This window comes from Paenibacillus sp. FSL K6-1318, assembly GCF_037976905.1.
Lineage (GTDB): Bacteria > Bacillota > Bacilli > Paenibacillales > Paenibacillaceae > Paenibacillus > Paenibacillus amylolyticus_A.
Window position 1 is genome coordinate 4,285,664 of record NZ_CP150270.1, and the last position, 19,384, is coordinate 4,305,047.

The 19,384-nt window shown below is 44.1% G+C and carries 10 protein-coding genes; all 10 read right to left on the reverse strand.

Features of this window, described 5'->3' with window-relative positions:
• Window positions 1-14: 14 nt before the first annotated feature.
• Window positions 15-5,813, reverse strand: a complete 5,799-nt coding sequence (locus tag NYE45_RS18920) for a hypothetical protein (RefSeq protein ID WP_340013611.1) — start codon at window positions 5,811-5,813, stop codon at window positions 15-17.
• Window positions 5,814-5,914: 101 nt separating this feature from the next.
• Window positions 5,915-7,051: a hypothetical protein gene (locus NYE45_RS18925; RefSeq protein WP_076328285.1), complete on the reverse strand. Its 1,137-nt coding sequence runs from the start codon at window positions 7,049-7,051 to the stop codon at window positions 5,915-5,917.
• A gap of 13 nt (window positions 7,052-7,064) precedes the next feature.
• On the reverse strand, window positions 7,065-9,020 hold the full coding sequence (locus NYE45_RS18930; RefSeq protein WP_340013612.1) for a hypothetical protein: 1,956 nt from the start codon (window positions 9,018-9,020) through the stop codon (window positions 7,065-7,067).
• Between the two features lie 11 nt (window positions 9,021-9,031).
• Window positions 9,032-9,442, reverse strand: a complete 411-nt coding sequence (locus NYE45_RS18935; RefSeq protein WP_076328283.1) for a hypothetical protein — start codon at window positions 9,440-9,442, stop codon at window positions 9,032-9,034.
• An 18-nt stretch (window positions 9,443-9,460) separates the two neighbouring features.
• A complete protein-coding gene (locus NYE45_RS18940) occupies window positions 9,461-9,877 on the reverse strand; it encodes a hypothetical protein (protein ID WP_036607798.1) in 417 nt (138 codons plus the stop codon).
• Window positions 9,877-13,017, reverse strand: a complete 3,141-nt coding sequence (locus NYE45_RS18945) for a M23 family metallopeptidase (RefSeq protein ID WP_340013613.1) — start codon at window positions 13,015-13,017, stop codon at window positions 9,877-9,879. The genes NYE45_RS18940 and NYE45_RS18945 overlap by 1 nt, the downstream gene beginning before the upstream one ends.
• Before the next feature lie 15 nt (window positions 13,018-13,032).
• Window positions 13,033-14,385, reverse strand: a complete 1,353-nt coding sequence (locus NYE45_RS18950; RefSeq protein ID WP_340013614.1) for a hypothetical protein — start codon at window positions 14,383-14,385, stop codon at window positions 13,033-13,035.
• A 100-nt stretch (window positions 14,386-14,485) separates the two neighbouring features.
• Window positions 14,486-15,136 carry an S-layer homology domain-containing protein gene (locus NYE45_RS18955; protein ID WP_282320884.1) on the reverse strand — a complete coding sequence of 217 codons (651 nt, stop codon included), beginning with the start codon at window positions 15,134-15,136 and terminating at the stop codon, window positions 14,486-14,488.
• 14 nt (window positions 15,137-15,150) lie between these two features.
• Entirely contained in the window at window positions 15,151-18,984 is a 3,834-nt protein-coding gene (locus NYE45_RS18960; protein WP_340013615.1) for a hypothetical protein, read from the reverse strand.
• A 67-nt stretch (window positions 18,985-19,051) separates the two neighbouring features.
• On the reverse strand, window positions 19,052-19,384 hold the full coding sequence (locus NYE45_RS18965; protein WP_211175732.1) for a hypothetical protein: 333 nt from the start codon (window positions 19,382-19,384) through the stop codon (window positions 19,052-19,054).

Sequence of the window (19,384 nt, forward strand, 5' to 3'; positions counted from 1 at the left end):
AAAAGAGCACCGAGTTAATCGGTGCCCGCCAGATCATATTGCAATTTCGAATCTGTGTAGATCTGGAGTTTATTTTTCATGACAGAAACGGACAATGTATACCATTTATCCTTCTCCCACTTAAAGGGTTGCATCGGAGAACCGACTGCAGTTGGATTACCAGCAACGATTTTATATAGCTGCATCGGCGTTCTCATATCCAGACTGTTATCGCTGTCTCCTCCATGAACCATAAACATCCAATAATTATTTTCATCGAAGTATTTGAAAATAATCCCTGCACCATTCCCATCCGTACTTGCATCCACCTTGAAATCAATTGAGAACTTATACGTCTCAGCCAGGAAATTATTACGGTACCATCCACTGACGTCCTTCGTATCTTCCTTGGAATAAAACTTTCCAAGCAATGGATCCCGATCCCAATCGCCTTGACCGAATTTAGTCCAATCGTCTGATTGGGATAATTCCAGCGCATCCATATCCTTGGAATACGGATAGTACACATTAAATGGATCATTCGGATCATAGTCCTCCGGCACACCCAAACCCCCTTCCCAATCTTCAGGATCCATCCCTCGATCGAGCAGATCTTCCGAGTAATCGAATATGAGACCCTGTGCCATGGTATCCATCATCGGAATATAAGCATCAGCGGATTCACGTTCAGCCACCGGATGATCATTCAGTGTGAAGCTCTCACGCGGTTCCATCTTGGCTTCGTGATACATTTCCATAAGATGAGCTGTTCTCTCGGGAAGGAACGCGTGCAACTGTTCCAGATACTCTGCTCTTTTCTCAGGTCTTTCAGCGAAAATAAAACCTGTGATGACTTGAGAACAGCGTTCTTCAAATGAAGCCATGAGAGAATCAGGATCTTCGATTTCAGACAATCTGGCGTTCGCTATACCAGTTGGCAACTCTCTTTCTATACTGGATTCACGTTCCTCAATTATCCCTTTAAAATCATCTTCACTGAGATAACCCGGGTCTATTAACTTACTGCCAAAGCTCTCGCCGTCATTAACAATGTAACTTGTGTATGGAAGACTATTTCCGTAACTTAACTTCTCACTGGAGAAAGCAAACCTCTGGAGTGTGGTACCATATATCCCATCAAAATGCTCACCGGCTCGCTCGCCCCCAAGGCCACTTTCCATTTCATGTGAATGACCATATCGATCCATTTTCCCCGCTGCGAATTGCTCCCAATCCAGAGTCGTGCTTCTTAACAAGTTCATTCCAGAATCCAATTGGTGGTTATACGCGTCATAAGAACTTCTAGAGCTCATGAACAAGTTATCTTCAATATGAAGGTCTCTCGCTTTAAGGTAAGCATATTCGCTTTGGATCAGGTCTATCTGTTTATATTGGAAGCCAACCAGTTCCATGTCCAAAATGGATTCATTAAATTCCTTGTTTCCGTAGAACATGTCCTGATCCAACGATCCATTTCGCAGTTTCACTACATCATTGATCGTCTCATGGGTATGCGCCCATCTTTCAGCTTTTACCCCAAAAAGGTTGTCATGCAGGAATGCTGATCTATCCTCTTTATTTAACTCAAGCGTTTGGATCAAATCAGCTTCATTACCGTTTTTAAACGCATGAATTTGCTCATCAATAGTGGAATCTTTGGCATTTTTCAGACCGTACATGTTCTCTTCCAAATATCCATATTGCGGTTTGTCGGCGAGCAGATTCTCTTCCATATTGCCGTACTGGGGTTTGTCCGCTGAGAGTACAATCTCTGTTGTTCCATACTTCAAGTTTGTTCCACCAACAATCTCAACTGGAACATCACCGTACTTCAGATTCGTTCCGCCAACAATCTCTACAGGTATATCTCCATAACTGAGCCCCGTCCCACCCACGGATTCCACTGGAACATCTGCATATTTCAGATTTGTACCGCCTAGTGGTAACGTGAGGTCAAGGTAACCATTTTGCGGTTTATCCGCTATTAGTTGTTCTTCAAGATTAGCAATCTTTTCAATCGTGCTATCCGTTGTCTCATGAAGGTAAGCGTCATGAGTAAGCTTGTAGGCAAGGATCACATCATGATCCGATGCTGAATCCTTTTTACTCTTTATCGAATCATAGATCAGTTCGACCAAGTCAGTATCTCTGATACCTTTACCACCATACCAACCCTCACCATGCAATTCACTCAAGCGTAATTTGACAACTTCACTCTCAATCTCATGTACTGATGCCTCTTTCACGATTCTTGTAGAATGGTTATCTTCAAGCATGAGAGATAGTCTGTTCATGTTATCCGAAATGATTTCAACGTTCAATTGTCCTTTGCGCATGATTGAATGAGCCGTCAGCATATCGTCAAGATTCGCAGATTTCATTACAGTAGTGGCTAGAGATATCTCATCTTGCACCGATCCATATCGATCTACCCTAATCGCTTCAGAAGTAATATTTACCAACGTGGATTCCCATGCTTGCCGCGTACCTGCATTAAACTCAATATTCATTGCACTATCTCTTGCCCACGATGAACCAAGCGTATATCCAATCTCAGCTACTCCATCTCGATATTTCGAGCTGCTTATGGAATAATCCTCGCTGAACAGCGCAGATCTCCATTCCAAAGTCGCCAGTGAGTAATCGATATCAATAGCTGCCTGACGTGGTTCAATCATGCCAATAGAATAACTCTCATTCAAATACAACTGTCTGATCTTGGCTGTGCCTATGGAGTACTCACCACTGATTAAACCTTCTCTTATTGGATTAGTCGCCATAAGTTGTTGATCATACGAGTATCCCTCACGAGTCTTTGACGTTCCAATAGCATATTCGCTGTTCAAAAGCATCTGGCGCAAGTTCGTGCCACCCATGGTGTATTCATCATCAACTATTCCATATCGATACCGGGAAACCCCGCCCATATTAAATTCGGTATGAATCACACTCTCACGGTTCATGTTGGAACTCACAATATGATGGTCGAGAGCCATTCCGTCCCGTTTGTATTTTGCGCCTATCCCGTACTCATCAAAGGTTTGTCCTCTGCGTTCAACTTGACTTCCTTCATACGCTGGGTCATCCGGGAATAATCCCCCTCCGGGATTCAGGTAACCTAATGAGTCTTCAAACTCAATAATAGCCGGTCTTGCATTATAATCTGCGCCGTAAATGACTTCTGTAATTTCGCCATGCTGATCTTCCTTTACTTTCACTCCCTCGAAAACGTCTGTCTTTAGTGTGGAGTTACGTCTGTCGAGTTCGGCCAATCGAGATTCATCTTCAAGTACTGTTATGCTCAAATCTTTGGATGCTTCTGAGAGTTCCGTCCCTATATCACCAAGCTGAGATTCCTTCGTACCTTCGAAATTAAAGGAAATGATGCCTGATCTGCTTCCTTCTTTATCAGCTGTTAAGATCCCACAATCGATTAACGCATCTACCCGCTCTCTAACCCCGGCCAAAAACGGTTCATCAAAATAAACCGAAGCGTCTGCATTATTCACAGCTTCCATCATCATTTCCAGAATGACTGCCGGGCTGTTCTCCAAGATCTCCCCTACGATAAATTCCTCGTCCAGATACCCAGGGTAGGCTTTATTCCCTAACCATCCTCCACCAACCAATTTGTCCAGAAGCTCGTCTCGAATCATAGTGGGTCGACTAAGATCTCGGATAGATTGCAGGATCGTTTCCAGATTTAGCTTTTTACGCTCTCTATGTAACATAAGTGGTTTCTCTGTCAGATGTACATGCTTCTGTTCGTCGTTCTTTCCAAACGAATTTAGCTTTTCGAGCATGGTAGAACGTAATAATTCTTTGTCAGCCAAATGGTCCTCAGACTCAGGTAACCACAAGTCATGAGCCAACGCTCTTTCTGCCGTTGTTGAACCAGCCGTATAGCTTTCAAAGGAGGCTTCTCTTTCTGCACCTTCCTCGCTGTTCGGGATGAACAACTTCCTTTTTTCTGTTTTTGCAGTATGGAACTTGTCCTCAATATAGCTATCAAACTCGCTTTCCCTTTCACCGAGTGATTGCTTGTTGAGTATTTCAAGAGCCTCTGCAGTCACTCGTTTGCCTAGCCTACTTTCCCTCTCTAAATACCCAGGAACCTTACTGATCCTTCTGCTCTCCTGCAAATCTCTGAAAACAAAACCGTACTCCTTACTTTCACGATAAGCCTGTTCTGCATGACGGTCCACCTCACTATGAACCACATAAATTCGTCGTGCCTTAGGACGATCATGCTCAATATACATTTTCTCCAAATAAACTCTTTGCCCCGTAGTTAGATCACCTAAGACGTTCATATCTTCCGTTTGATCCCGAACAGCCCAAGGAAATTGCCTTTCCACATCCGTAATAGTCCCTATTTCTCTGGATGCCAAAATGATACCGGATGCTGTAGTTGCCGGATGTTTGTCTATCATTCTGTGAGCTTGGAACGGATGCCAAAGGGTATCACTCGGACGAAAGACTAACGCATTTCGATGTTGGTCACGGCTGCTTTGAGTGAGATCATCATGAAAGTAAAGTTGCTTGTTGACTTCTCGCGTACCTCTCATATCGGTATGCAGAACTGTGGGGTACTGACGATCCTTCAGTTTGGCAAGTACATTCTCATGAGTTGTCAATTCATTCTCAATAACCCGCGTAGCCTGATTCAGTTGTGAAAGAAACATATTCTCTTCGATGTCTCTGATTGCTTGAACAATTTTGCCTGTAGTCGTTCCACCAAACGTAGTTGCTCGGATAGCTGTTCCAAGGGTCTGCATGAGTGTCAATTGTGAACTGTTATACACTCTATGAGCTAACGGCAACGTGCGATCAAGGTGCATATACTTTATTTCCTGAAATCGACGAATATAAGCAGTCGACATATCCGAGAGAACGGACAATTGCTGATGATCATCTACCCTTTTCCCAATCATGGCAGCTTGTTCAGCAAATGTTTCTTTATGATCATCACGTAAACCTAGCAGGTCCTGATATAGAATTTCCACATCTTGTTTGCTTACTTTCCGGGACTGAAGGCTTCTCTCGAGTTCTGTACTTCTGAAGTGATCTTGAATGGCTTCTAACAAAAATTCGTTCTGTGTGGATCGTCCAATGATCTTCTCCACTCTCTCGAAAACCTCTGCCACATCCATATCCGGTTTATCGTTTCGAACAGAGTGTATCAATTGCTTAATCACCAGTTCAGAACTGCTATCTTGCTCTGCACTATCTGCATAATCCGCAATCATCCCAAATTCACTAACCCTGAAACTGATTTTTCCAGGCTCCAGCTTATCCAAGTTCTTCACAAAGTTACGAGTTAGACCCAAATTACGGACAATCTTCAGCTCTTTATCGTTATCTACGCGCCAGCCCTCTGACATATCTTCATGAATGAATGAATCCTTTGATCCTCCGGGCCTGTGGCCTTCATCGTGATGATCCATCTCCAAAGCTTCAATTAAAGCAGATCGCTCCATTTCAAACGAAAATTCCATGACATCGCCTTGCTTGGTAGCTGAGCTCAATCCTTCCATGGAACTGTGTAAAAGCCCTTCTTTATCCTGTTCAGAATCACTTAGGACAATAAATCGTTCTTCTCCTTCCAGATCCTTGCGAATCGCTTCCACAAGTTGATGATTAAATCCATGAGAGATCGATCTTGCCATGTAAAAATCAAGCATCAGGAAACTTGGATACCGGCTGTAAGGCATGTATATAAATCGATAATCCTCAGGCCTGCTTCCTGTAGTTCCGACTGTAAACAGGTAACCGTACTGAGTTGTCGTGTAATCTATAACGGTGAAATCAAACTTATTGACTACTTGATTCACGTCACTGCCCCCTTCCAACTAAAAAAAGGGAACCCCTGAGTGGAGTCTCAGAAAGTTCCCTCTCACTGAATCTATACGACTCAGCTTTGATTCAGTTTAACTTACGCCGTATAACGGACTTCCTTTAGAATAGCTACACCCATGCGCTGGTTGGCAGACAGATTCATGAAATTCTGTGCTGTATCGGTATCGAAGTAACGATACACTTCTTGATCCCAAGACTTGCCTTCCACATCAATAATCAACTCATCCAAGTGAAGGATATTATGCTTTGTAACCGCGATGCAGTTATCGAATTGACCGCGGTAGCCCTCGTAAGGATGAACCACGTAGATTGGAGACAAGTGATATTTGGATGTCCATTTGGATGCCTGGAAACCTTGAGGCTCCAACTCCAAACCCGTATCCCCCAATTCTGGATCTTGATAAGCTTTACCTTTCGGTGGAGCTTGCGTGATAAAGGAAGGATAGTGCTGCTGGAATTCAATACCCGATTTGGTTTTCAACATCTGAAGTGTGTTGTTACCTGCAGAGGTATATTGACCGTAGTAGTATGTTCCTGTTGTGGCAATCTGAGAGATATCCGGTTCTTCGATTACTGCTCCGGCTGTCAACATTACGTTTCCGTCTACATCATTCAGGTTGTATTTGAACGGTTTCAATGCACCTGCATACAGGAAGGATTTTTTGTAATCAAGGAAGTTTACTGCTGGGTCAGCAACGAGAACCATCGCCAAACGATTGTTCATGACATTCACATACATGTACACAGGTTTTTCTTTATTCCGATCCGTTGGTGTGTAGTTTTCCAGTGCCCATTGGTAGAGTACCGGATGCCCTGTCAGCTTGAATGTAGGGCGAGTGGTAACTGGTAGTGTAGTTGGTTCGCTGCCTTCGAATCCTTCAAGCAACTGAACAGTCAACGTACTATGCTCCTCATAGGCTGGAACAGGTGCAACGACGCGTGGTACCAGAGCATGATTAATGAAACTTACATAGAAATGTTTAGTAATCGGAGTTGCTTGTGTTCCAATCGTCATGATCCCGCGAAGAATAAGTTCCTGAATACGGTCACTACTATCCTTTTCTTCGTAAAATACTTCCCACAGATTTTGTTCCTGAGACTCGCCTGCAGTGGATTCAAATGGGAAACTCTTAAACCCTGTAACTTCCTCTTTCAGTTTTGTCAACACGTCCTGTGAAGTGGTGATTGTTTCTACATATTTAAAATTTGCCATTATGTAATCCTCCTTATTTTATCTCTTTCAAAAATGCAATCGTAATTACATCTGGTGATGGGGAATGCTTGAATAGATTCAACGGACTCTTGATACTGAAAAACTTGTAAACCTCAGTCCACGTACCCAATGCAGGTTTGGAAGGATCTTTCAGAATTTCTGTGTCTACGATCAATTCATCACGATTGACCAAATTATGGTCGTATATCGCAACTACACCGTCCATATAACCTCGGTATCCTTCTGCCTGATGCACAAGGTAGATTGGGCTCGCGTGATACTTTCCTGTCCAGAGGGATTTCTGGAAGCCATCCGCATCTACGATCAATTTCGAAAGACCTGGGGGAAGTTTACCCACAGAAGGATAGTTAGGAAGATGCGAAATAAATGCCGGGTAATACCGCTGGAACAAGACATTACTGCGTGTCTTCAACATGGACATGGAGTCCATACCATTTGAAGTGTACTCACCGTATTTGGCATAGATATCCGGATTAAGATCCGTGAGAATATCATTTTTCGTATAACCTGTCATATCTGTTCGCAGATCACCCATACCTACAGTGACACCAAAGTTGCCTCCATGGTCGTAATCATTGAACGGAACGATCTTGCCTATGTATCCAAAACTGCGGTAATAGCTATGAATATTCGGTGAAGGATCACCTTCCAGAACAAGAACTACTCGATCATTGTTTACCGATAAAGTGTAAGCTACCAGGTAATCCGGTCTGCGTTTTTTGTTAGGCAACCATGACGTGGTAGAATGTCGTCCGTGGAAAAATCGAGCTGCCGGGCTTACGATCTCTGTCTTGCCGTCATAATCCAACTTCCACTTCGTGGTCGGTGGGATGAAAGGTTTAATGGCTGATGAATCATTCCATGTCAAATACATATAATGTGCCTTCAATTGGTCAATGACTGTAGGTGCCTTCCCAATCGTTATGGTTGCAGGATCACAGATCCCATCATACGTTTCGCTCTGGCTTCCTTGAGCAACTTTCCCCTCGAAACCTTCGCCATAGTAGATGTTAATGTAATTCCAGTCATGGGCTGGCTGCTCAAACATGACATAATAATCTCGAACCTGAATCCCTGTGGGAACTGTAGGCGTTGCTTTCACTACGGTCTGAGCAGTTACATTGTTCAGTACATCAGCTGTATAGAATAGTTCATCAAATTTGTAAAGTTGCTTTACAGGTTCATAGAAACTATCAACTATGTTTGCCCAGCTCCAGTAAGGTGAAGAGGACTGTGAACTCACCTTTCTGGAAAAGTTATACTGAAATTTCCCTTTTGGTGATAATTTGATCGCGTATGCCCAGTCTGTAGGCATCTCTGTCACAATTTCAAACTGGTTCCACTCCTTCGATGATTTGGTCGTTCCATCCAGATTCCCAATCACCTGACGTACTAAAAATGCTCTGTACCCATCCGGAACTGAATTATCTACAACAACGGTTACCAAACAACCAGGAATATCAACATATTTCGTTTGATTGGTTTGAGTATCCTGATAACTGAACTGTACAACCTGAATTTTACGGTCTGTTCTATAATTACCATAAGTGGTACCAACATTAGTTGAATTTGGTCCTGTTTTACCTTCAACCACTTCATCAAAGTAAGTTTGCCTTACTTCCCATAGACAGCCATCTGCATCCAATGCAGAATCTCCAGTATGACTTTTGGCTTCCGTCCAATCCGGAATTTTGTATACTTCATACGGACTTCCGTCCGAATGGGTGTACATGCCAACAATGCCTTTGTGATAACTTTTACTGTAAGTCACCCATTCAGCTCCATCAGATTCATAGACTTTCTCCCAACGATTAGCGTCAATTCCGCCCTCTACTTTGGGAATATCAGTACCTACGATTTCATCGGCGAGCGTGTTGATCAATTTTTGTGCTTCCGACTCTCCGTCAATATAAGCGGCAAAGTTCGTCTGCGGTTTTTGCAGTGCCATCGTCACCCTCCTTATCTTAAAAATTTGATGTTGTACCAGACCGACTTGGCTTCAGCCACCGCGTTGTAGAAGTCAAACTTAATGGTCGTCCCCGCCGGAATCGGGTAGACAATTCCGAAACTGTTACCCATGGAAACCGACTCGGGAAGTTCCTTTGTATAGATGGTTTGACATACTCGCTCCGTCCCGATCATCAGCTCCCAGTAATCGCCGACACAGTAGTGGCTCGCAGCAAACGCAATGCTCAGAAACTCTGTGTCATACGCCAAGGTGAACGTATCAGACTTGGTGGTCTTGGCCGCCGGAATGTCCAACATCTGTCCCCGAATAAACGGGATCGTCTTTTTACTGAAGTGTGGGTACGGCAGCTCGCGCACTTTGTCGATGACGCCACCCGCGATGTAAGATACATTAAATGCCATGGAACCACCTCCTACATGTTATATACGACTTACACTCGTTCCAGTTAAGCGTCCTTCGTCATCATAATTTAGACCAATATTGTAAGTGAACATGGACTCTCCACTCGGATCATATGTACGTGCCGTCACCTGCGTTAACCTGAAATACTTGTAATAATCATAATCCGGGTGGGAATAGCCCACTCCGGAAGGAAAGTCTTCCTCATCCTCTGAGCCAAACTTCATCCAGATCGAAACCTTCCATGCCGATTCATACAAGAGGTCTGCTCCAGTCACCCTGTCCGGGTCCTGCATGTGCTCCCGATATAATGTAACGGAAGGCTCACCTTCAAGAGGAGAAACATTTGAATTGGAGATACTACTATATTTGCGAAGCTCCCGGTGGATTAGATCCAGCACGGGAAATACAATATTTTCATTCACAATGCCGGCCATTACACCATCACTCCCTTTCTTGCCCACATCATATCAATGACCTGTAACATGCCACGGTCAACCGAATAACTGGTTTTAATACTTTTAATCGTATATTCAGCTCGTGTGGTGGTCGTTTTATCCGTCACAATGACGTTGTCGAGCAGATCAAGCGCAGGATTCGCAGGAATGGACACCTGAAGCGTACGGCACATCCGTTTCATATCAAAAAAAGCTCGCTCTGCTACTTGCCTTTTGGCTTCAACCGTTTTCGCCCAAGGAACGGCCAGCACCATGGTTCGGATTTCTCCTTTGAGTTCGAGCAAAATCTCCTTGTCTACGAAACTGCTCTGACTATCATTCGAGTCGATAACAACAATGTGGCTTCTTCCTCTGGACCAATCTGTAGATTTGGTAATGGAGATCAGATTGTCATTCTCGGAAAATTCTGCTACGACCGGTTTGTCATAATTCAAACGCTCCAATCGGTATGTACCATAACGGTCACAGTAGCTTCGATACGGAATCTCCGAGATCACCTCCTGAACGGCTTCAGTAACTTTGGCAGACCATTGCTCAAACGTCTTGCCATACTCCTCAATAAATGGATTAAGCCATCCGTTCGGTGTCAGCACTGTACTTGCGTCCTTAACTTCAAACTCACCTTCCTGACCCGGTACGGGGACAATGACCCTGCCCGTCTTCTGATTCACCTCAATCAGATAGGTCTCGTCAATCACGTAGTCAGGATAAGAGCGATCCTCACTGGTTGCCCGCCAACCCACCATACCTGCATGTTTAACCAGATCTAGTACAACGGTTGATTTGACCCAAGCCGGCTTTTCAAATTCTACAGGCTGAGCGGGTGTTGGTGTAACTGCCGGAGTGGAGGTTGCTGTAATGGTCCAGCTTGCCGGATCTGCGAGCATCTCCTGATAATAGGTCCATACCTTGTCCACCCAATTCTCCCGATCTTGACTCCAGGTCATGGGAGCAATGTCTCCACCATTATGGAAATAAAGTACATCCGCCTTGGAACTCACTTTTTTCCCTCTGGAAGCCAGCGCCTTGGACATCCGTTCTGCTCCGCGCTTCATTTGCTCCTGAATTCCCTTGTAAAGAGGATTGCAAGCACTTTTACTAGGACAGCCATATCCAAGAATAAAGCTTCCATTTTCTTCTGTGCCCTTACCTTGTGTTCCAAGAACGGTCTCATGCCTGCATATCGCAAGCAAAAACTTATGATCAGGCACACCATACGCTGCAGCTTGGGCCTGTGCAGCCTGAATGATGGATGATGTCCGATCCGTGCCAACTGCTGCTGGCGGCACCGGATCAGGCACATTATCAATCTCATCTACTTCTGGATAGGCTTTTTTCTCGGAAATGACTTTCTCGATAATACGCTTGTACATATCTCGAGCCGTGATTTCCAGCGTGGAGCCTTCGCCATTGATATCCACTTTGTCAATCAGTCCGGTAAATACCCGCATCATGTGCTGACCATATCCCATATATATGCGTATCGGTGTATTTTCACTCAGAACTCCGATATGGAATCCGTTTGCGAAATAAGACCATGGAGACGGCACGCCCCCAAGCTCAGGAAAATGAGCAGGATTATAATCCGGGGAGAAGAATCCTCTCGGATTGGAGATGGTCAGCCGTGCCTCCCGGGCTTCAGAATCAAACTGATCATCGATTTCGGCACTAATGATATTGGGAAGAACCTGCGTGTCCATATAGACAAAAGACCCGACCTGAATAACATCCGTCTCTGTCCTTCTATTATTGATAAAATCTCCGTAGCTGTTCGTTTGATAATATCCTTTGGACGGATCTAGCCCTTCTTCACTCTTTTGATTCTTCAACGGAGCAGGCAACAACTCTTGTATGCGAATATAATCAATGGCGAATTTTTTATACTTCTTACTCGAAGCAGGAACAGACCCGGTTGGGACAGTGGAGTTTTGTTTGCCCCCATACGTCACCTTAATCTTGATACTCTTGGCTTTTGCAGGGATCACAATATTATTCAATTCCGTCAGTTTGGTCAGATCATAGGCCCCGTTAAACTTATTGACATAGGCATACGTTTTACCATCAATCACCACGGCGAAAGAATCCCCTTCTGCATCACTAAAATTAGTCCCCATTCCAATGCTAAGCAGCCCTTGTGTAGGCATACTCAGTTTTGTCACGTTAATCTCAAATTCAGCTACGGCGGCTTTGCCTTCAAAGGTGTATAGCAACTTGCCTCCTGAATCAAACATAGTCCAGCCCGATTCAATCTTGGCATAATCCAAAAATTTCAATCCGGTTGTATAAACGTCTTTCTCATACCAGTTTCGTTTGTCGAACTTCTCATTCAGTTTGATCTCTCCAGGATATCCTTCGACCTGAACCGGCTTTACATCAGTAAATGTTGTTTTCACATTTCCGTGCAACTTGCGCTGTCCCTTGAAATACAATTGAGGATTAACTGCCTTACCACCTTCTCCAGTTCTCGTTGTTGGATTGACTCCTTCCCAAATTTCAAAATGTAGATGTCGTCCCTTGCCCACCGCACGTTCAGCCGCAGACACCTTATGACCACCGGTATATACGCCACCCGTATTGCCTAGTGTTCCAATGACAGCCCCTTGAGCTACTTCATCATCCACCGAACAGAGTATCTCTTTCAAATGAAAATACTTGGTGATTACACCGTTTGTATGTCTTATATTTACGGCATTACCAGCACCCTTTGTTTTACTATAGGATATTTGAACAACCTTTCCAGCCCATGCAGCCAATATCGGCGTTCCAATGTCATCCCACAAATCAATACCTTTATGAATTCTGGTACCTTTATCACGAGGAGAGCCAAAATTATCTGTAACTGTAATACTATCAATCGTTTTACCCTTGACCGGAAAAAAAATCTCCTGAGCATTCGCTTGAGTCGAACCGTTATATATACCATCACTCGACTCATCCACCCAAACGGATTCTGTACTGATGATGGGTATCTGCTCGGTTACTATATGCCTGAACTCTTCTGTCCGTCCCGGGATAAAGGCCAGCCGATCTACTTCGACCCGGATATTGGGAAGTGCTCCTTCCCCCAGCTTCAGACGCTGAGACAGCACGTTCATAACCTCATCCGAAATTGGAATCATATTTTAATCTCCCCCTTACTTGAATCGCTCGATGGTCCATTTCATGAATCGGTCCAGGAAAGCTGCGGCTTCAGCCCGTGTCATAGCGGAATTTCCAAGGAACCATATCTCTTCCTCGTCGGTACCACCTACAGGTCTTCCCATATCCGTGACTTCCGCTGCACCATCCACCTTTTTCTTGATAGGAATGCCATTGATTAGTGGATCATTGTTCGCAAATGTTTCGTCTTCCATTTCCGAGACGGCTATTTTCCAGAAAGCATCCTTGGACTGTTCTACCCGCTCACCTTTGGTTTGATAATAAATGGCTGAAGCTTTGCCGACATCTGCGAACCTTTCGCTCACATCTTTGAGATAATAGAACGTCACTTCATCGCCTTCTGAAAAAGGTTGATTAAATACAACCGTGTGGTTGTCAATTTCCGAATAAGCCGGTGTTTCTTGGTCTTTATCTTTTTTTTCGTCTTTAAATTTCACTGTAATTTTAAGTTTCTTTTTACCTGCCGGATAATTGCCGTTAAGCCTAAACACCCGTTGACCCTGAAATGCCGTAATAGGCTGATTAATCTCCGTCGTTGGTGCTTCCATGTCCGTAAATCTGGCATAGAACACCTTGCGCAACTTGTTAATCAGATGAAAGGCTTCTCCCCGCTGTATAATGGCATTAGGAAAAAAACAATTGTTGTATGCTGGTTTGAGGGTTGTCGCTTTGATATTTTCACTCATGAACTTGTTATTCTTCGTCCAATAATTGAACTTGCAGGTAACACCGTTCAGATTAAAAGGAAGAAACACCGAGCCCCCTGGGCTGACACAATAAACATCCGTTCGGTAACCAATTGCCTTTGTTGCAATTTTGGTTACAGCCTCTGCATCTCCCATGGTGTCTGCCCATACCTCGGAAGGAATACTGAGTCTGCGAAGCGGTTGGCCTGCTGCATACAAATATTCCTGATGATTACGACTGAATGGATCGTAGAAATAGGTCGTCGCTGCGCTAAGTACAGCTCTGGGCAGATCTCCAGTCCAGGACACGGGTGGCCTTTTCCAAGCACTGTCCAGCAATGGTTCACCATAACTACAGAAGGACACCACCTGTCCTGCTTTTACACCCGTATACAACTCCACATCAGTTAATCCCTTACTATTGGTTTCAGCCGTTTGGTAGATCGTTTGAACACCATCAATAAACACATACAGTGGATTGTCATCTGTTGGTTTAATCAGCACAGGCAGACTAAATGAGGTTTGCCCCGCTTTCCCTTTGATTTCTTCATATACAAAAGGCTTGCCTTCCTCAAACTTGTTATAGTTGATTCCGGCCACAAAGACTTCACCATCTTCCAAAACCATATTCGTGGCTTCCATAACATCGTTATAGAACCAGTCCCCTTCGTTTACATCAACCCATTTTCGTATGATAAACACCTCCTATCTTTAGAATAGACAGAAAAGAGAGTAGGTCACCCTACTCTCGAATTGTTCGTTCAAGCAAACGCTTGGTACGCATCAGGAAAGTAACAAACTCTGCTCTCGTTATGAAGTTTTCCGGTCTGAAATATAAAATGGGTGTGCCATCCAATTGGGTTACAACTGTCAGTCCCAAATCAGCCAAGCGTTCAATGGAATCTCTTGCCCAGTGGTCCTTGCCTTCTGTCGTCTGTAAATCCTGAAACTGTATTGCACTCTTACGGTCATATCCATCTTTTTTGATCAGGGTCATGGTCAATTCGACCTTGTACCCCTTCTGATCCTTATCCATCGTATCCTGATGGTAGAAAATAGGGTCAACTTTGATGGACTCTACAACACCAACATAGATGTTACCCTTCTCATCATAAAATTTGTGGGTCCAGCCTACGTACATGACGTAGTCGTGATAGGATTGCTTATCTTTAAACAGGATGTTAATGATCGCCTTGTACGAAGATACGCCCATCTGATGAAAATGCGAGGGAGCATTAATCATTTTAATTTCCCTCACTTGCGGATTGGGCGAAGGTGAAGAGTACGGATCAATTATTCTTCCGTTTACTGGCTCGAACTTCATGCCTGTATCTACATACAGCTTTCTTTTATACCGGTCATTAACTAAGCCAAACGGATTTTGCTGAGTCATATCAGAGTTCCTCCTTATCTACTATATCTAGGAATATGATTAGTTCCCAATCCCGCACCAACATTGCTGGCCATATAGTTCACCATGCCCGGGCTGTTCTGCCGCAGTGTCTTGTCCAACGTAGATGTCAGTCTCTCCACATCTTTTGTGCTGCCTGTCATATTATCGATGTTCACATGAACCGTCACATCACCTGAACCAACCATCACACTTTTATGTGTATTGTTCGTAGTCATGTAATCAAAGTAATCCATAACCTTAAGACCTGCTGGAATGTTGAATGAAGATATCGGTTTATCCATTTTTTTGCTAATTTCATACAAATTTTTGGACTGTTCTACACCCAATGACTGGATCTGTTTAAAAATATCCATATATTCATTGGACCCTGGTTTAAACACACCGCTATCCAGCAGATTCTTCCACTCTTGCTTGATCGAACTTATTTGTGAGTTCATTTCAGATGCACGGGATTTGTTCAATGCAATTAATTCTGGTGCATCTTCCTTCCCCCCATTAGCTGCCAGGAGATCATACATTCGTTTATCATAATCCAACTGCGTCAACTCAAACTGATCATTCATCTTGCGTCTAAGCTCATCAATTTGACTGTTTTTAACACCACTTAGTTCAAGTTCTGACTGTGCCTTCTGCTGTTTCTTCTCATTGATCTCCAGGCCTAGTTCATCTTTCTCTTTACCTTCAGCCATCTTGTCATACGTCTTCTGTAAACTTGCAATGGCCTTATCGAAGAACTTGATATTCTCTTGCAAATATTTCTCCATTAGCGCGCGCATCTGACCAGAATCTTCGCGAACACCACTAATCAATAGACGGGATCGTGTGACTTGGTAATTGGTTTCGTTGTCACTTGTTGATTTGTTAAGCTGCCGATTAATCTTGGCAATCATTTCATCAATACCGTTGCTTTGCGGCTGAGGTCTATAACCGTTAGCAATAGTTCCTATTCCGCCCGCAGCAGGAATATACTGCATTTGAGGTTGAATGTATTGTATCTGCGGTTGTTGTTGTTTGTTTTCCCCAGGGGGTTTTCCAGACTCTTTATCCATTTGAATCTGGGCTTCTTTTTTCTCCTGCTTGTAGTTGTATTCCTTGCCCAGTTTCTTCTCAACTGCATCTCCGCCATCTTCACTCCAAACCGCCTTAAATCCCTTCCAGTAATCCCCGAACTTGTTATTGGTAGCATTGTTTCCGAATATTGAACTCATTGTGCCGGACACAGCGGCATCCATCCCCAGGTTTAACCCTTTCCACACTTTCCCTACAAAAGATGACTGCTCCATATCCTTGAAATCTTTGGCCAACTCTTCCTTATTGGTAGCGCGAATACTCTGCTTCTCCGCTTCTGACTTACCCATATTGTTCAATGGATCGACAAGACCAGAGACGACATCCATAGCGGTCATCGCTAACCCAAGTGCTGGTACAGCTTTTAAAGGCCTCAATAATCTCCCGCCGGATTTGACTAATTTCGAAAATTTTCCGGGTGTTTTAATCCCACGGGCAGCTTGCTCCGCATTGATGTCACGCTGAGTAATCGAATTACCTTGTCTATCTCGAAGAATATTTCCATCTTTATTACGCATTGGGGCATTGCTGTCAAAAAATGCTTTGCGATTGCCTGTGTCTTTCATATCCTTAAACCTGGAAAGAAGGCCCCTTTTGGGTGTATTTTTATTCCCTTTCTTCGAGTCGCCCCCCGGATTGAATTCATCCATTATCGCGTCTTTCATGACATCTTTGATCAGGTCTTCATGACGAGCTACAAAGGTTTTGTTTTTGGATTCTTTCTTGTCATCCTTAACAGGAGATTCCACGCCTCCTGCTCCTGGAACAACTAGAAATCCTCCTGGACCACTCATCATACTCGCGAGTTGAACCTGTTCGAGTTCCTTCAGTTTGGATATGTATGCTGTAGCATCGATCATGCCCTTTCTAAAAGAGGCGTTTAACTCATTGACTTCGTTTCTCAATGTGGAGAGAACGTCATTCAATAGAGCTGACTGCTTACGTAGCTTTTGGATCTCCGATTCGTACCGTTGAATATCGGTTGAACCGTATTGAAACTCAGCGTTTAGAAAATATAACTTATTTCGTAGTTCAACCGCATCGAGGTCCATGTCATCCATCGCCATCATCAACACTCTAGCTCGGTGTTCAAGTTGCATCATTGCTCTACTCGTGTCATCTAGTTCTTGGCCTAGAAACTCAAGACTTCGCTTCGTCTTCGCGATCTGAATATCGAGAGAATGCATTTCTTCTCGCAACAAAAGAAGTTCTCGACTATACGTTTTGACTCGCTTCTCAGCTTCGTCACGTTCTTCCGCATGAATGGAAGACGCCATTGTATTCCCATCTTGTATAGCCTGATTGTACATTTCATGTTGTTGATCTCGGGTAGTCCGAGCCTGAATTACATCATCTTGCTTGGCTACGGCCCTACTTTGAATTTCTGTTCTTCGATGATCCAGAGTCTGTAGACGACTCTGCTGTCTGCCCATTTCCTGCGCTACACCAGCACGCTCCACATCCGTGACTCCAAGTCGCTCGGGAACATCGCTTCCCGTATTTCCGACTTTCCCTGGCTCTGATTTTGTAGTAACATACTGTTTATGATCGCCTTCATTCATCACTTCACCGAACTTATCCCACGCAACCTGAACACCGACTTCATCCATAATTCGGTTAAGCAGTTCCATGTGATCAACAATGCCACCCGTACGATCTCCAATTAACCGCATGACTGCGATAAGATAATCGCCCAGCTCGGCAAATTCCTCTTTCAACCCTTGCATCGCCTCATGCGTTGCAATCTGAAATGCGATTTCGATCTCTCGTTGTCGGAATTGAAGAATGTCTCTACTACCGGTACGCTCATGTATCGACGCGTCTGCATCCGCAGTCTTCAATTGTTCAGCAAGAAGATCGAACATGACTCGATTCGATGCAAAAGCCTTCTGCGGAACCATATCTCCATTTGCCTGAACCGACATAGCTGCCTTACTAATCCAGTTGGCTAATGCATCCTCTTGTGCAAGCGTTCCATCAGGGTTACCAGCCATCGGAAAGGTCTGACGCATCACATCCATCAAGTCCTGAATGCCGACATCCAACACCGTTGAAGCTCTGATCATCATGTCTGTGACTTGGGACAGATCAAAGCCACTGCTTCCCCTTGCCGAAGTAACAGCTTCCAGATCTGTTGCCGTCTGTTCGACATCTGTACTGCCCGCTGAATGCAACTTGGCTACTTCTTCAGCAAACGCAACAGCTTCAGATGCATGATCATAGTTACGAGAACCAATTCGATAGGCAAGACCTACATCTTCCTGATCCATACCATGTTGCAGTGCAATTCGTTGCAGGTTTTTGACTGTTCCCGTTTGTGTGTATTGCCTACTATCATCCGATGTTCCAGACGATCTAAGTTCGAAATTCTGGTTGGCCCGGGTCATCTGTTGATCCAGCTGTTGCGACGAGTCAAGGGATTTCTTGAGTAGTGTTGATGAATACCCCTTGGTTTCACCTGATGAAATATATTTCATCGTATTCATAACGGAGTCTAACAACTCCTGTGATTCAGCTACCGACACATTCTTCATCTCACTGAAAGCTTCACGATAAAAGTGCTCCAAATCAGTAGTTAGCGTTTCAATCATTTGCGACTGCATATCACTTCTGATTGTCTCCACACGTCTAACCAACGTGCTAACACCTGACGGGGATCTACCTTTCAGCGCTGCGTTTTGTCCAGTTAATTGATCCATATCCGTTAATATTTCTTGTGTTAAGGAGTGTTTCTCTCCTTGTCCTTCTGTTTCAGTCAAAAGAATCACCGCCTTTATGCATAAATCCCGTTCTACCTGCATTTAGGCAAAACGGGATGTCTCTCTCTTATCCTCCGAGCGCTTGTGCAAGCATACCGATATCATCTTCTGATATCTCTGTGTAATCCTCATCATTGAAGGTTCTTTTACGTCTGACGGTGCCATCCTCTTCGACTTCCTCGCCTCCACCGCCACCGAACATGCGGAAAGGTGCTGTCATAAGTTCAATCTCAAATTGAATATATTTCTCGGCTGACTTGCACAGCTCCGCAACCTGAGGGAGTGTGTACTCCCAAATCTCCCACTTGTTCAGCCCACAGTGTTTATGGAGGGTGAAGAAGATTTCTCCCCAGTGAACGGGTTCCTGTGTTTCCGTATCACGGATTTCGGTTCCCTCCAA

Coding starts and splice junctions, on each gene's coding strand:
- NYE45_RS18925 (WP_076328285.1), bottom strand. CDS start 7,051: ATGGCAAATTTTAAATATGTAGAAACAATCACCACTTCACAGGACGTG.
- NYE45_RS18930 (WP_340013612.1), bottom strand. CDS start 9,020: ATGGCACTGCAAAAACCGCAGACGAACTTTGCCGCTTATATTGACGGA.
- NYE45_RS18935 (WP_076328283.1), bottom strand. CDS start 9,442: ATGGCATTTAATGTATCTTACATCGCGGGTGGCGTCATCGACAAAGTG.
- NYE45_RS18940 (WP_036607798.1), bottom strand. CDS start 9,877: ATGGCCGGCATTGTGAATGAAAATATTGTATTTCCCGTGCTGGATCTA.
- NYE45_RS18945 (WP_340013613.1), bottom strand. CDS start 13,017: ATGATTCCAATTTCGGATGAGGTTATGAACGTGCTGTCTCAGCGTCTG.
- NYE45_RS18950 (WP_340013614.1), bottom strand. CDS start 14,385: ATGGAAGCCACGAATATGGTTTTGGAAGATGGTGAAGTCTTTGTGGCC.
- NYE45_RS18955 (WP_282320884.1), bottom strand. CDS start 15,136: ATGACTCAGCAAAATCCGTTTGGCTTAGTTAATGACCGGTATAAAAGA.